Genomic DNA, 15,417 nt, shown 5'->3' on the forward strand with positions numbered 1-15,417 from the left:
GTAGGACGTCGCCAAGCAACCTTAAGACGAGTCAGAATGACTCGTCTTTTTTGTATTTGAAAAGATTATAAAGAACAAACACATTGCCCAAATAAGATTCATATCATATATATAACGAAACGATGTATATTTTTTTGAAAAGTGTCAAGGAATAGAAATATGAAATGCTTGAATTCAAAGAGAGGGGAGGAAATGTCCTAACTCATTTTTATTTAGAGAAGAATGAGATGGATAAAGCTATGAAATCAAAAGATGAAGTCTGTATTGTATGTGAAAATAAAAGAGATAATGGTATACATGTACGCACTAGTTTTATATGTGGTGATTGTGAACGAGATATGGTGAGAACAGATACAAATGATCCTAAATATATATACTATTTACAGCAATTGCGAAAGATCGAAATATCATATTCATGAATAGGCGCATGCCTATTATTTTTTTTGCCCTAATATCTGTATAATAGATAGAGAATGAAAAGTAAGGAAGAGATAAATATGAATCAAAGTCGAATGCCATTATATGAGGCATTAATCCAGTTTAAAAATAAGAAACCTTTATCTTTACATGTTCCAGGGCATAAGAATGGCTTAGATTTTCCAAAGGAGGCCCGAACTGGTTTTAGCGACATACTTTCTATCGATGTAACAGAATTGACAGGGCTAGATGATCTGCATAGTCCATTTGAGTGTATAGATGAAGCACAGCGACTGTTAGCTGAAGTATATGGCGTCCAAAAAAGTTACTTTTTAGTTAATGGCTCTACTGTCGGGAACCTGGCAATGATCTTATCCTGCTGCGGAGAGCATGATATCGTACTTGTACAAAGAAATTGTCATAAATCTGTTATCAATGGTTTGAAATTAGCTGGAGTTCATCCAGTCTTTTTAGAACCTTGGGTGGATGAAGCGTATGGTGTACCGGTTGGAGTTCAGCATGTGGTTATTAAGAAGGCTATTGAACAATATCCAAGTGCTAAGGCACTAGTCTTAACACATCCCAATTACTACGGTATGGGAGTAAATCTAAAGGAAAGTATTGCTTACGCACATACGCATAAAATTCCTGTTTTAGTGGATGAAGCACATGGTGCACATTTTTGCCTAGGAGAGCCGTTTCCAAAGTCTGCACTGGCATATGGTGCGGATATTGTTGTACATTCAGCACATAAAACATTACCCGCTATGACCATGGGATCGTATTTACATATAAATAGTCATTTAATAAATGAAGAAAAGGTTTCTTCCTATTTAAATATGTTACAATCTAGCAGCCCATCTTATCCAATTATGGCATCACTTGATGTAGCTCGTTTTGCATTAGCAAATAGGAAAGAAGAGGGATGTCATAAAATTATAGAATTTATGCAGCGATTTAGGGCGAGGTTGCAGTCAATTCCCCAACTTGCTGTTTTACAGTATCCCTTGCAGGATGAACTAAAGGTTACAGTACAAACACGCTGCCAGTTATCTGGATACGAATTACAGTCCATATTTGAAAAAGTAGGTATATATACAGAAATGGCAGATCCATATAATGTTTTGTTTATTTTACCATTACAAGTAAACGATCAGTATATGGAGGCGGTGCAGTCAATACGACTAGCATTACAGAATTATAAGGTGAAAGACAAGACACCATCTATTCGGTATACTTACAATGGGGGAATTTCTCCTTTGCAATTTACGTATAAACAATTAGAAGGGTATGAGAAAAAAGTGGTACCCATGCAAGAGGCTGTTGGTATGATCTCGGCCGGTATGGTTATTCCATATCCACCAGGAATTCCATTGATCATGTATGGGGAGGAAATTACGGAAGAGCATGTTAAACAAATTTCTTATTTAGAAGAAACTGGAGCGCGTTTTCAAGGAAATACAACATCTATAGATGTATATGGTATAGAGAGAAAGTAGGTTTTAGGATGAAGGGATTATTTGTAACAATTGAGGGACCAGAAGGTTCAGGTAAATCAACATTAATTACCAAGTTATTACCGTACTTTGAAAAGAAAGCGAAAAAGGTAATTGCGACAAGAGAACCAGGTGGTATTGCAATTTCAGAAGAGATTCGAACTATTTTACATAAACAAGAATACACGATGATGGAAGCACGTACGGAAGCACTATTATACGCTGCGGCGCGTAGGCAGCATTTAGTAGAAAAGGTTATGCCAGCATTGAAGGAGAATTATCTTGTATTATGTGATCGCTTCATTGATAGCTCTCTTGCTTACCAAGGTTATGCAAGAGGTTTAGGGATTAATAAAGTATTTGAAATTAATCGCTTTGCAACAGAAGATTGTATGCCTGGTTTAACAATTTATTTAGATATTGAGCCAGAAGTAGGTTTAGCACGTATTGAAAAAGATGCTGGTAGGGAAGTAAATCGTTTAGACATGGAAAGTATCACATTCCATAAGCGCGTACGTGAGGGATATTTACAAGTTGTAGAAAGATTCTCAGACCGTATTGCTGTTGTGAATGCTGACCAGCCAATGGAAAAGATTGTAGAAGAAGCCATTCAGCTTATAGAAGGTAAATTGTTATAATAGAAGGCAAGTATGAGACAAGTGAGGTATGCATTATGACGAAGACGTGGGAGCAGCTTTCTGCTATACAGCCCATTGGTGTAAAGATGTTGATGAATAGCATTGTAAAAGAGCGTATATCCCATGCGTATTTGTTAGAAGGGGGAAAAGGAACAGGAAAATTCGCAACGGCAATTCAAATGGCCAAAAGCTTTCTTTGCTTACAAAGAAATGGTGTAGAGCCTTGCCATTCATGTACGAATTGTCGCCGAATTGATTCGGGTAATCATCCTAATTTACATATTGTAAAACCGGATGGATTATCTATTAAAAAACAACAAATTCATGATTTACAAGAAGAGTTTTCAAAAACAGGCTTAGAAGCAAATAAGAAGGTATACATTATTGAGCATGCAGACCGCATGACGGCAAATGCTGCCAATACCTTATTGAAATTTTTAGAAGAACCAAGTAGTGATACAACAGCTATTTTACTTACTGAACAAAGTCATCAAATTTTAAATACTATTTTATCTCGTTGCCAAGTTGTTACATTTAGACCACTTCCTACTGAATCTTTAATTGAGAGATTGCAGAGTGAAGGTATTACAGTTTCTTTATCTACTCTTGCTGCACAAATTACGAATAGTTTTGAGGAAGCATTATTACTGTGCAATGATGAATGGTTTGCACAAGCACGAACTTTAGTGATAAAATTATGTGAAGCGCTCGAAAAAGATACGGCCTCTCTTTTTTTTGTACAAGAAAAATGGGGGAAACACTTTGGAGAGAAGGAACAATTACAGCAAGGTTTAGATATGTTACTCCTTATTTATAAGGATTTATTATATGTTCAATTAGGAGAGGAAGATCGTCTTGTTTTCCAGGAGCAACAGGAGATGTTCCAATCTTTCTCCTATGCTCAGAAGCGCATTGTATCAGCTCTTTTTAATATATTAGAGGCAAAAAATAGAATCAACGCTAATGTAAATGCGCAGCTTGTGTTCGAACAGTTAGTGTTGCGGTTGCAGGAGGGATGACCGTTTTGTATGATGTAGTAGGTGTTCGCTTTAAGAAGGCCGGAAAGGTATATTACTTTGATCCTAATCAATTTGATATCTCAGAAAATGAGTTTGTGATCGTGGAAACGGTAAGAGGTATTGAATATGGAAAAGTGGTTATTACAAAAAAACAAGTTGATGAAAACGATGTTGTATTACCGCTAAAGAAGGTTATTCGAATTGCAAATGAAAATGATCGAACCATTGTTGAAGAGAACAAGCATGCTGCAAAAGAGGCATATCAAGTTTGTCAACAAAAGGTGGGGGAACACAATCTTGATATGAAACTTGTAGACGTAGAATATACGTTTGATCGTAATAAGATTATTTTTTATTTTACAGCAGATGGTCGGATTGATTTCCGCGAGCTGGTCAAAGACTTAGCAGCAATTTTTCGGACACGAATTGAGCTAAGACAAATTGGTGTTCGCGATGAAGCAAAAATGCTTGGTGGTATTGGTCCATGTGGTCGTATGCTTTGTTGTTCTACATTTTTAGGGGATTTTGAACCTGTATCCATTAAAATGGCCAAGGATCAAAACTTATCATTAAATCCTGCAAAAATTTCTGGTTTGTGTGGCCGCTTAATGTGTTGCTTAAAATATGAGAATGACGAATATGAGGCGGCAAAAGAGCAACTTCCTGATTTAGATCAACGTATACAAACACCACATGGTCTTGGACGTGTCATCGGATTAAATATTTTAGAAAGATTAATTCAAGTGGAACTAGTAGACAAGGAACGGATAGTAGAATATACGTTAGATGAATTAATTAATGAAGGGGTCGTTTCGAGTCAAACCACAGATTAATGAGGTGGGTGCTTGTGGAGAAAAAGGATATTTTTGCAGCGGTTTCCAGCATGGAAGAGCAAATTGGGCATTTATATAAACAGTTGGGAGAATTAAAGCAACATCTTGCAGAATTACTGGAAGAAAACCAACATATTAAAATGGAAAATGAAAATTTGCGACGTCGTTTTGAAGAAGTGCAGAATAAGGAAAAACAAAAAACTCAAAAACGCAAAGAAATGAAACCAAAAACAGATATTGGCGAAGGATATGATAATTTAGCACGCTTATATCAAGAAGGTTTCCATATCTGTAATTTACATTATGGAAGTGTACGTAAAGAGGGAGATTGTTTATTCTGTCTGTCATTTTTAAATAAAAAATGAAATTACCTTTCCAATATACTTGGAAAGGTAATTTTTTATACATGAGAGAATAAATCGTGTTTTTACGTTAATAGAGAATCAAATAGGGTAGGTTAAGTGTAAGAAAGGAAATAGCATATGAATTTATATGAAGATGAGCGTTTAGATTATTTACTAGCAGAAGAAATGAAAATTATTCAAAGTCCATCTGTGTTTAATTTTTCTTTAGACGCAGTTTTACTCGCAAATTTTGTTTGGGTTCCGATTCAAAGAGGCAATCTACTTGATTTATGTACAGGAAATGCAGTTATTCCGCTTTTATTAAGTACAAGAACAAAAGGTACGATCACAGGTGTAGAAATTCAAGAGCGTCTATATGATATGGGGGTTAGAAGCGTTCGGTATAATAATCTGGAAGGACGCATTCATTTAATTCACGGAGATTTAAAGGATATGCCAGAAAAGCTGGGACGCCATCAATACGATGTTGTAACATGTAATCCACCTTATTTTCAAACACCAAAAGCATCTGAGAAAAATATGAATGAACATTTAGCTATAGCACGTCATGAAATTATGTGTACATTGGAAGATGTCGTATACGCTAGTAGTCAATTAGTGAAGCAAGGTGGTAAAGTGGCATTTGTTCATCGTCCAGGTCGTTTGCTTGATATTATAACGTTAATGAGAAAATATAAAATTGAACCAAAACGTGTACAATTTGTATATCCAAAAGCTGGTAAAGAGGCGAATACACTGTTAATTGAAGGAATTAAGGATGGAAATGCAGATTTGAAAATTTTACCACCTCTTTTTGTATATGAGGAAAATAATGAGTATACAAAGGAGCTTCGTTCGATTTTGTATGGAGAAGAATAAACATTATTTTTATGTTGTGGAATGTTCAGATGGAAGTTACTATGCCGGATATACCAATCATATAGAGAAACGAATTCAAACCCATAACAATGGCAAGGGGGCTAAGTATACGCGTGCTAGGCTCCCGGTTGTTTTGAAATACTTGGAGGTTCATGAAGATAAACGAACAGCTATGCAAGCTGAATATCATTTTAAGCAGTTAAAACGAAGAGAAAAAGAAGAATACATGCAAAAAGGAGAACGTTATGTGGCAGCAAAAAAGCTTTCAACAAAATGAAAAGGGAGTACTATACTTAGTTCCGACTCCAATTGGTAATTTAGAGGATATGACGTTCCGTGCTATTCGGATATTGAAAGAGGCGGATGTTATTGCTGCTGAAGATACAAGGCAGACGAAAAAACTTTGTAACTATTTCGAAATTGAAACGCCAGTTATGAGTTATCATGAACATAATAAAGAAGTAAGTGGCCGAAAAATTTTAGATAAGTTAGAGGATGGTAAGACAGTAGCACTTGTGAGTGATGCTGGTATGCCATGTATTTCTGACCCTGGTTACGATATTGTTGTAGAAGCTGTGGCAGAGCAATATCATGTGATTCCGCTTCCAGGAGCAAATGCTGCACTTACAGCGTTAATTGCATCAGGATTAGAAACGAGACATTTCCATTTTTATGGATTTTTGCAGAGGAATAAAAAAGAGCGTAAAGCCGAATTAGAAAAACTTCGTTATATCCCAACTACAATGATGTTTTATGAAGCACCACATCGACTAGATGATACATTAATTTCTATGAAAGAAGTACTTGGGAATAGAGAAATTGTATTGTGCCGAGAGCTAACGAAAAAGTTTGAAGAGTTTATTCGTGGCTCAGTCGAAGAAGCAATTGAATGGACAAAACAAAATGAGGTTCGTGGCGAATTTTGTATTTTAGTAGCTGGATCAACAGAAGAAGCTGCCCCAGAGGAACAATGGTGGGAATCTGTTTCAGTGTATGAGCATATTGAACAATACATAAACGAACAAGGAATGTCTTCAAAAGAGGCCATTAAAGCAGTCGCTAAAGAGCGAGATTTGTCGAAACGGGACGTCTATCAAATCTATCATGTTGATAAAAAATAAGCTTCTCATAATTGAGAAGCTTATTTTGCTGCTTGAATGTATTGTTGAAGCTCGTTTAAGATTTGTTCAGCGCCTTCTTTGCTTAAGATGATTTTACCTTCAGCTAAAGAAAGGTTGCCATCAGATACTTCACCAGTTACTTGGCAAGTCATATTTGGTTTATATTTTTTTAGAATGATTTTTTCGTCATCAACGTAAATTTCAAGAGCATCCTTTTCAGCAATACCTAATGTACGGCGTAATTCGATTGGAATTACTACACGACCTAATTCATCAACTTTACGAACGATACCAGTAGATTTCATATTCGTTATCCTCCTCATATTTTGTAAGTTTTCGAGTCTATATTTTGATTCGTCATTTTTCGACAAAATACCCTATGAACATATGATACCAATCATTTACATTTCCGTCAATTCTTAAATTCTATATTTTATAAAAGATTTATAGATTTTTTATCCTTCTTATTTCTTATATATAATAGAATAGGCAAGACTTGTATAAGTATTTTACTTTATTTTCTGACTTTATCAATATTTCAGATAAATATTTTGTATATTTTTTTGGAATATGAGTAATAGATGATAAAGATATCGATTATTAATTCGTTTTTATGCGTCAGTTTTTGATATACTGTTTATAAATACATATGAGGTCATTTGGGAGGTTCAAAACAATGACAGAGGAAAATAAGTCCTTTTATATTACTACTCCAATTTATTACCCAAGCGGAAAGCTCCATATTGGACATGCTTATACAACGGTGGCGGGAGATGCAATGGCACGCTACAAACGCATGCAAGGGTATGATGTTCATTATTTAACAGGTACTGATGAACATGGACAAAAGATTCAAAAGAAAGCAGAAGAATTACAAGTTACACCGCAAGCATATGTCGATAACATTGTAGCGGGAATTAAAGATTTATGGAAAAAAATGGATATATCTTATGATGATTTTATTCGTACAACCGAAGATCGTCATAAAGAAGTTGTCGAAAAGATTTTTAAACAACTTGTTGATCAAGGAGATATTTATCTTGATGAATATGAAGGATGGTACTCTGTACAAGATGAAACATTCTATACAGAGCATCAACTTGTTGATCCGATTATGGAAGGTGACAAAGTAGTCGGCGGAAAAAGCCCAGATAGCGGCCACGCTGTTGAACTTGTTCGTGAAGAATCGTATTTCTTTAGAATGGGGAAATATGTAGATCGACTTTTACAGTTCTATGAAGAGAATCCTCATTTCATTCAACCAGAATCCCGTAAAAATGAAATGATCAATAACTTCATTAAACCAGGATTAGAAGATTTAGCAGTTTCTCGTACTTCATTTGACTGGGGAATTCGTGTTCCAGGAAATCCGAAGCATGTTATTTACGTATGGGTAGATGCATTATCTAACTATATTACAGCACTAGGATACGGAACATCGAATGAAGAGAAATATAAGAAATTCTGGCCAGCAGATGTTCATTTAGTTGGAAAAGAAATTGTTCGATTCCATACAATTTATTGGCCAATTATTTTAATGGCATTAGATTTACCACTTCCGAAAAAAGTGTTTGCTCATGGCTGGATCTTAATGAAAGATGGAAAAATGAGTAAATCGAAAGGAAATGTAGTGGATCCTGTTACATTAATTGATCGTTATGGATTAGATGCATTGCGTTATTACTTACTGCGTGAAGTTCCATTTGGATCAGATGGCGTATTTACACCAGAAGGCTTTGTTGAACGTATTAATTTTGACCTTGCCAACGATTTAGGGAATTTATTAAATCGTACAGTAGCGATGATTGATAAGTACTTTAATGGAGAAATACCTGCGTTTAAGGCCAATGTAACAGAATTTGATGAAACATTGGTAGCATTTGCGCAAGATACATTGAACAAAGTAGAAGAAGCAATGGAAAACATGGAGTTTTCAGTAGCATTAAGTTCTATTTGGCAATTGGTTAGCCGTACAAATAAATATATTGATGAAACGCAACCTTGGGTATTGGCGAAAGATGAGAATGATCGTGATAAACTTGCATCCGTAATGGCACATTTAGCAGAAACGCTTCGCCAAACAGGTATTATGCTTATGCCATTTTTAACGACAACACCAGGTAAAATCTTTGCACAACTTGGCATTACTGATGCAGCACATCAATCTTGGGAAAGTCTTTCTACGATTGGTTGCATTCCAGCTGGTACGAAAGTAGTGAAAGGACAACCAATCTTCCCACGTTTAGAGATGGAAGTAGAGGTTGAATATATTAAAGAACAAATGAAGGGTTCTGCTCCTAAAGTAGAAGAGAAAAAGGAAGAGGAACCAAAAGCAGAAGAAATTACAATTGATGATTTCTTTAAAGTAGAACTACGTGTAGCAGAAGTAATAGAAGCTACACCTGTAAAAAAAGCAGATAAATTGTTAAAAATCCAACTTGATTTAGGTACAGAAAAACGCCAAGTTGTTTCTGGAATCGCTAAATTTTACACACCAGAAGAATTAAAAGGGAAAAAGGTTATTTGTGTAACGAATTTAAAACCAGTAAAATTACGCGGTGAATTATCACAAGGCATGATTTTAGCAGGCGAAGAAAACGGTATATTATCGTTGGCGACAATTGATCAAAATTTACCAAATGGTACAAAAATCAAGTAATTATGACAAAGAAGGAGGTGTTTCACGTGTAACATTCGTGGAGCATCTTTTTTCTTGTTAGAAACCTTTCTGAAATTCCCTTTTTTGTATTAAAATTGTGATATTGTTGTCATTACGTTGTTAGGAAAGTGATTTTTTCTATTAATAGAATTTATTTCAAATAAAAGGAGTTATTTGTCATGTTGTTTGATACACATTCACATTTAAATGCAGAGCAATTTGAAGAAGATTTGCAGGAAGTCATTGCAAGAATGAAAGAAGCTGGGGTTACATATACAGTTGTTGTCGGTTTTGATGAAGTGACAATAAAGAAAGCAATTGAACTCGCAGAAACGTATGATTTTATTTATGCAGCAGTTGGTTGGCACCCTGTTGATGCAATTGATATGACAGAAGAGCATTTAGTATGGTTAGAGGAGTTAGCTACTCATCCAAAAGTGGTTGCTCTTGGTGAAATGGGATTGGATTATCATTGGGACAAGTCTCCGAAAGAAATACAGAAAGAAGTATTTCGTAAACAAATTCAGTTAGCTAAGAAAGTAAAATTACCTATTATTATACATAATCGTGACGCAACGCAAGATATTGTAGATATTTTAGAAGAAGAAAATGCGGCTGAAGTAGGAGGGATTATGCATTGCTTTAGTGGCAGTGTGGAAGTAGCGAAGAAATGTATTGATATGAATTTCTTAATCTCATTAGGAGGACCGGTAACGTTCAAAAATGCAAAGAAACCAAAAGAAGTTGCTATGGAAATCCCGATGGAGAAATTACTGATAGAAACAGATTGTCCATACTTAACGCCTCATCCATTTCGTGGTAAGCGAAATGAACCAAGTTATGTCAAACTTGTAGCAGAAGAAATTGCAAACTTAAAAGGAATTTCATATGAAGATGTTGCACAAGTAACAACAGAAAATGCAAAAGCTTTATTTGGTGTTAAATAAGAGAAAAGAATGGGGCTCCCCATTCTTTTCCTTTATTACCTTCTCTTATCGTTATCTTCCGGTGAAAAAAGCTGCTAAAAATAGTGGAAGAGAAGTACAAGCTATATGTATCCATTTTGATTTTCCAGCATATAAGTCACTGCTATGAAGAACAAAAAGTGACCGCTACTTATTTTCTCTCTTTGTTTTCACTTGGCATGGGGCAGGAAAAGGATCTGACCGCTTCTATGCATGGCCGGATTCTCCCTCCCACCTAAAAAGAAAGGTTTTATGTCGATTTTTCAATTTGTACTTATATAGTTGAGGAAAAGGGGCATCTTCTTATAGATCTTGATAAGAAAAGCATGTTAATGGGGCTGAGAATAAGTAAAAGTGTTGCAATGAAGGTTGTAAGTGCAGATGGATATAATTTCTTGATCTTAATATGAAATGAATCACTGTTGATTCTCGTGTTATTCCACTTGGTACAAAGGTTTGGATAGAAGATTATAGAAATGGCTTTGCTGGGGACAGAGTGGATTTGTTAATGCCCACTGAGGCACAGGTATACTCGTGGAGAAGAAAACAAGTAAAGAGTAAAGTGTTACAATAAGAATGGTAGGCAGAGGGTTTTTTTCTCCTCTGCTTTTTAAATTGTATGAATGGGAAAATAATAATGGAAAAGTATTCGTTTTTTTGTTTTACTAAGTAGAGACGAAATGAGTGTGGAGGCAGGCATGAAAATTAAAGAGATTATCGTTGTAGAAGGTAAAGATGATACAGTTGCGATTAAGCGTGCTGTTGATGCAGATACAATTGAAACGAACGGTTCAGCAATCGGTGATCATGTTATTGAGCAGGTGAAATTAGCACAGCAAAAACGGGGCGTTATTATTTTGACAGACCCGGATTATCCAGGAGAACGTATTCGGAAAATTATTTCTGAGAAAGTTCCAGGTTGTAAACATGCTTTTTTACCAAAAGAGGAAGCACTTGCTAAAAGGAAAAAAGGCGTCGGCATAGAACATGCTTCTAATGAATCCATTCGCCGTGCTTTAGAAAATGTTCATGAGGAAATGGAAGCTTATATGAGCGAAATTAGTTGGAGCGACTTAGTAGATGCTGGCTTAGTGGGCGGAGAAATGGCAAAAAGCCGCAGGGAAAGAATGGGTAAGCTATTAAAGATTGGTTATACAAATGCAAAGCAGTTACATAAACGTTTACAAGTGTTTCAAATTTCAAAAGAAGCATTTGCAGAAGCTTATAAAAAAGTATTACAGGAGGAAAAGAAATGAAGGATATCGCAACACCGAATCGTACAAAAGATATTGTTGAAAAGTACGGGTTTTCATTCAAAAAAAGTCTAGGACAAAATTTTTTAATTGATACAAATGTATTAAATCGTATTGTAGATTATGCAGAAATCGGATCAGAGAGTGGAGCAATTGAAATTGGTCCTGGTATTGGGGCGTTAACAGAGCAATTAGCAAAACGTGCGAAAAAAGTAGTAGCTTTCGAAATTGATCAGCGATTATTACCAATCTTAGATGAGACATTAGCTCCTTATGGTAATGTAACTGTCATTAATAAAGATGTTTTAAAAGCAGATGTGCATGAAGTATTCAAAAAACAATTTGAAGAAGGACAAGACGTAATGGTAGTAGCTAATTTACCGTACTATGTTACAACACCAATTTTATTTAAATTGCTTGAAGAAAAGTTACCAGTTCGTGGATTTGTTGTTATGATGCAGAAGGAAGTAGGAGATCGTTTAGCCGCTAAACCAGGAACGAAAGATTACGGTTCTTTATCTATTGCGATTCAATATTATACTGAAGTAGAGACAGTTATGACTGTTCCACGTACGGTATTTGTACCACAACCGAATGTAGATTCAGCGGTTATTCGTCTTCTAAAACGTCCAAAGCCGATTGTTGAAGTAAAAGATGAGAAATTCTTCTTTGAGGTAGTACGAGCAAGTTTTGCACAACGTCGTAAGACTTTAATGAACAATTTATCAAATAACCTAAATGGTTTCCCAAAAGATAAAGAGTTATTAGATCGTATTTTAACAGAGGTAGGAATTGATCCGAAAAGACGAGGCGAAACATTATCAATTGAAGAATTTGCAGCATTAAGTAATGCATTAGTTCCTCATAAAGTAAAACTTTAATGAATGAGGATAGCTGATTGCAAATAGCTAGATAAGCAATAAAGGGGCAGCTCAATTGAGCTGTCTTTTTTGTCACCCTTTCCACTCTGAATTCATACGTTAAGAACAGAAGATGGTTAGTGAGATGGCCTAATGGGTTTGGAGGTAGGATAATGGCTGTACATGTTGGAGATCTAGTAGAACGACATTCGTATAATCGAGATATTCTTTTTCGGATTACAGAAATAAAAGGTGAAATGGCAATATTGTTTGGCGAAGAAGTTAGGCTTGTAGCAGATGCGCCGCTTGAAGATTTAATTCTCGTTGATCAGCGCGAATATAAAAAAAGAGAAAAACGTGAAAAGGAAACAATGGAGCGCACATATCGCTTATTTCAGCAAGATTATGTGTTGATGAAGCAGCGCCATGAACATACTTCTACAGGTGGATATACGAGTGAAGTCAATTATTTTCAAATGCCAGGGCGGGTTTTGCATATAGATGGAGACCCACTATATTTACGAAAGTGTTTAGATTTATATACCAAGATAGGTGTTCCGGTTCAAGGTGTTCATTGTAAAGAAACAGAAATGCATGAAAAAGTAGTCGATTTGATTGATCATTTTCGCCCTGATATCTTAGTAATAACAGGTCATGATGCGTATACCAAGTCAAAGGGATTGATGGGGGATTTAGCTGCTTATCGTCATTCTAGACATTTTGTACAGGCTGTTCGAGAAGTGCGAAAGAAATATCCATCATTAGATCAGCTTGTTATTTTTGCTGGGGCATGTCAATCTCATTTTGAGGCGTTGATTCGGGCTGGCGCCAATTTTGCCAGTTCCCCCTCTAGAATTAACATTCATGCTTTAGATCCCGTTTATGTAGTAGGGAAAATCAGTTTTACTTCTTTTATGGAACGCGTAAATGTATGGGATGTTGTACGTAATACGATTACTGGTGAAAAGGGCCTTGGTGGGATTGAAACACGGGGGATTTTGCGAACTGGATTGCCCTTTCAATATTATGATGAGTAAGTAAGGTACATGGGTGCCTTGCTTTTTTTTGAAGGTTTTAGTTAGCTTAGTAAGCGATAGGTGTATAAATAATGATTTGAAAGAGTTTGGATAAAAAAAGGTAAGAGCGTACAGACTATACAATGATACTTTTACAATATAGTATTTCTTCTATCTATTCGAACGCATTAGGTTCTTGTAACTATATTATCTGTTACTTGCAATTAATATTGGGATAGATATATCGTGTTTTTAAGTATTCAATCTAAATTACAGCGAGGTGTAGCATGGTATATGTCAAAACGTTTAGATGAAATTAAAAGCGAACTAGACCATCATCTTGGAAAGCGCCTTATGTTAAAGGCGAATAGTGGAAGAAGAAAGACGGTGGAACAATCCGGTGTGCTAGCAGAGACATATCGCTCTGTATTTGTTGTACAGCTAGATCAACAGGAAGATACATTGCAGCGTGTTTCGTATAGCTATGCAGATGTTTTAACAGAGACAGTAGAATTAACGTTTTATGATGATCCTCATAATGAGGTTATTTTAGGATAAGTATTTTGTTGTTACATATATTCCCATAAATGAAACGATATATTATTTTGCATACTAACTATACCGTAGCAAAATAAGGAGGGACCCTGCATTGAGTAGACGAAGAGGAGTCATGTCAAATCAGTTTAAAGAAGAGCTTGCAAAGGAGCTTGGATTTTATGATGTTGTTCAGAAAGAAGGATGGGGCGGAATTCGTGCGAAAGATGCTGGTAATATGGTGAAGCGGGCCATTGAGATTGCAGAGCAGCAATTAATGAAACAAAACCAGTAGTTGTAAGATAACTTCTATGCTACGGTAGCCGAGGAGAAATTCCTCGGCTTTTTGCACGCTAAAAGGTGTCATCATTTTGTATAAGTAGTTTCATTCTGAATGCTTTTCGTTATAATTAGGGAAGTGTCATCGTCTTACTATAAATTTATGGTAAAATAAACGATAAAAGATTGAGTACATAGAGTGGGTGAATAGATTGAAGCTACTAGTGAAAGCACCAGCAAAGATTAATCTGTCGTTAGATGTACTGGGAAAAAGACAAGACGGCTATCATGAAGTGAAAATGATTATGACAACAATTGATTTAGCGGATCGTTTAGAGCTAACAGAATTATTAGAAGACCGTATTGAAATTGTATCCCATAATCGGTATGTCCCAGACGACCAACGTAATTTAGCTTATCAAGCAGCAAAATTATTAAAAGAGAAGTTTAAGGTGAAGCAAGGTGTATCTATTGCTATTGAAAAAACAATTCCAGTAGCAGCAGGATTGGCAGGGGGAAGCAGTGATGCGGCTGCTACATTACGTGGCCTTAATAAGCTGTGGAACTTAGGTCTTACAATAGATGAATTGGCAGAACTTGGTGCGGAAATTGGATCAGATGTATCCTTTTGTGTGTACGGAGGAACAGCAATTGCTACAGGAAGAGGAGAAAAAATTGAGCATATCAAGACACCTCCTTCTTGTTGGGTAATTTTAGCGAAACCACATATTGGTGTATCTACTGCTGACGTATATGGGAATTTACAATTAAATCGTGTTACACATCCAAACGTAGAGAAAATGGTTGAAGTGATTAATCAAGGTGACTATAAAGGAATATGTAATACAGTTGGAAATGTATTAGAAGATGTGACGTTTGCAATGCATCCTGAAGTTGCTCGTATTAAGGCACAGATGAAGCGCTTTGGCGCAGATGCCGTTTTAATGAGCGGCAGTGGTCCAACTGTGTTTGGGCTTGTACATCATGATTCACGCATGCATCGTATTTATAATGGTTTGAAAGGTTTTTGCGAACAAGTATATGCAGTACGTCTATTAGGAGAGCGAGAAACGCTTGAATAAAGACGTATAATAAGTTATTATT

18 protein-coding genes are annotated in these 15,417 nt (G+C 35.9%); 17 read left to right on the forward strand and 1 reads right to left on the reverse strand.

All coding sequences use genetic code 11. The annotated features are described in order from the left end of the window. Positions 1-239 precede the first annotated feature (239 nt). From V7183_RS07495 to rsmI, 9 genes are all read left to right on the forward strand, one after another. Positions 240-419, forward strand: a complete 180-nt coding sequence (locus V7183_RS07495; RefSeq protein WP_097897769.1) for a sigma factor G inhibitor Gin — start codon at positions 240-242, stop codon at positions 417-419. Between the two features lie 78 nt (positions 420-497). Beyond that, the gene (locus tag V7183_RS07500; RefSeq protein WP_097897766.1) at positions 498-1,916 is read left to right on the forward strand and encodes an aminotransferase class I/II-fold pyridoxal phosphate-dependent enzyme; all 1,419 of its coding nucleotides are present in this window, start codon (positions 498-500) and stop codon (positions 1,914-1,916) included. 8 nt (positions 1,917-1,924) lie between these two features. Then, the gene (gene tmk, locus V7183_RS07505; RefSeq protein WP_097897765.1) at positions 1,925-2,551 is read left to right on the forward strand and encodes a dTMP kinase; all 627 of its coding nucleotides are present in this window, start codon (positions 1,925-1,927) and stop codon (positions 2,549-2,551) included. 35 nt (positions 2,552-2,586) lie between these two features. After that, positions 2,587-3,570, forward strand: coding sequence for a DNA polymerase III subunit delta' (holB, locus tag V7183_RS07510; RefSeq protein ID WP_335359107.1), 984 nt, complete (start codon positions 2,587-2,589; stop codon positions 3,568-3,570). Positions 3,571-3,575: 5 nt separating this feature from the next. Further along, a complete protein-coding gene (locus V7183_RS07515; RefSeq protein WP_141523165.1) occupies positions 3,576-4,403 on the forward strand; it encodes a PSP1 domain-containing protein in 828 nt (275 codons plus the stop codon). A gap of 14 nt (positions 4,404-4,417) precedes the next feature. Then, complete coding sequence (gene yabA, locus V7183_RS07520) at positions 4,418-4,768, forward strand: DNA replication initiation control protein YabA (protein WP_000412052.1); 351 nt, start codon at positions 4,418-4,420, stop codon at positions 4,766-4,768. 117 nt (positions 4,769-4,885) lie between these two features. Beyond that, a complete protein-coding gene (locus V7183_RS07525) occupies positions 4,886-5,626 on the forward strand; it encodes a tRNA1(Val) (adenine(37)-N6)-methyltransferase (protein ID WP_097897762.1) in 741 nt (246 codons plus the stop codon). Further along, positions 5,613-5,903, forward strand: coding sequence for a GIY-YIG nuclease family protein (locus V7183_RS07530; protein ID WP_335359117.1), 291 nt, complete (start codon positions 5,613-5,615; stop codon positions 5,901-5,903). Before V7183_RS07525 ends, V7183_RS07530 begins: the two co-directional genes overlap by 14 nt. Next, positions 5,872-6,747, forward strand: a complete 876-nt coding sequence (gene rsmI, locus V7183_RS07535) for a 16S rRNA (cytidine(1402)-2'-O)-methyltransferase (RefSeq protein WP_097897760.1) — start codon at positions 5,872-5,874, stop codon at positions 6,745-6,747. The genes V7183_RS07530 and rsmI overlap by 32 nt, the downstream gene beginning before the upstream one ends. A 20-nt stretch (positions 6,748-6,767) precedes the next feature. On the opposite strand, the gene V7183_RS07540 is transcribed toward rsmI, so the two are convergent. Beyond that, positions 6,768-7,052 (reverse strand): AbrB/MazE/SpoVT family DNA-binding domain-containing protein, encoded by a 285-nt coding sequence (locus V7183_RS07540; protein WP_097897759.1) that lies wholly within the window; start codon positions 7,050-7,052, stop codon positions 6,768-6,770. 371 nt (positions 7,053-7,423) lie between these two features. On the opposite strand from V7183_RS07540, the gene metG reads away from it, so the two are divergent. The 8 genes from metG (at position 7,424) to ispE (ending at position 15,395) form a co-directional block, all read left to right on the forward strand. Beyond that, complete coding sequence (metG, locus tag V7183_RS07545; RefSeq protein ID WP_438825160.1) at positions 7,424-9,406, forward strand: methionine--tRNA ligase; 1,983 nt, start codon at positions 7,424-7,426, stop codon at positions 9,404-9,406. A gap of 179 nt (positions 9,407-9,585) precedes the next feature. Continuing rightward, positions 9,586-10,353: a TatD family hydrolase gene (locus V7183_RS07550; protein WP_097897757.1), complete on the forward strand. Its 768-nt coding sequence runs from the start codon at positions 9,586-9,588 to the stop codon at positions 10,351-10,353. A gap of 716 nt (positions 10,354-11,069) precedes the next feature. Beyond that, on the forward strand, positions 11,070-11,627 hold the full coding sequence (rnmV, locus tag V7183_RS07555) for a ribonuclease M5 (RefSeq protein ID WP_097897756.1): 558 nt from the start codon (positions 11,070-11,072) through the stop codon (positions 11,625-11,627). Continuing rightward, a complete protein-coding gene (gene rsmA / locus V7183_RS07560; protein WP_335359109.1) occupies positions 11,624-12,505 on the forward strand; it encodes a 16S rRNA (adenine(1518)-N(6)/adenine(1519)-N(6))-dimethyltransferase RsmA in 882 nt (293 codons plus the stop codon). The genes rnmV and rsmA overlap by 4 nt, the downstream gene beginning before the upstream one ends. 152 nt (positions 12,506-12,657) lie before the next feature. Beyond that, the gene (yabG, locus tag V7183_RS07565) at positions 12,658-13,521 is read left to right on the forward strand and encodes a sporulation peptidase YabG (protein ID WP_097897754.1); all 864 of its coding nucleotides are present in this window, start codon (positions 12,658-12,660) and stop codon (positions 13,519-13,521) included. A 273-nt stretch (positions 13,522-13,794) separates the two neighbouring features. Continuing rightward, complete coding sequence (gene veg / locus V7183_RS07570; RefSeq protein ID WP_026593109.1) at positions 13,795-14,058, forward strand: biofilm formation stimulator Veg; 264 nt, start codon at positions 13,795-13,797, stop codon at positions 14,056-14,058. Between the two features lie 91 nt (positions 14,059-14,149). Next, positions 14,150-14,329, forward strand: coding sequence for an acid-soluble spore protein SspF (sspF, locus tag V7183_RS07575; protein ID WP_001985066.1), 180 nt, complete (start codon positions 14,150-14,152; stop codon positions 14,327-14,329). A gap of 196 nt (positions 14,330-14,525) precedes the next feature. Then, positions 14,526-15,395 carry a 4-(cytidine 5'-diphospho)-2-C-methyl-D-erythritol kinase gene (ispE, locus tag V7183_RS07580; protein ID WP_335359110.1) on the forward strand — a complete coding sequence of 290 codons (870 nt, stop codon included), beginning with the start codon at positions 14,526-14,528 and terminating at the stop codon, positions 15,393-15,395. Positions 15,396-15,417 lie beyond the last annotated feature (22 nt).

Origin of the sequence: Bacillus sp. JJ1127 (assembly GCF_036965845.1) — a bacterium.
Classification (GTDB): domain Bacteria; phylum Bacillota; class Bacilli; order Bacillales; family Bacillaceae_G; genus Bacillus_A.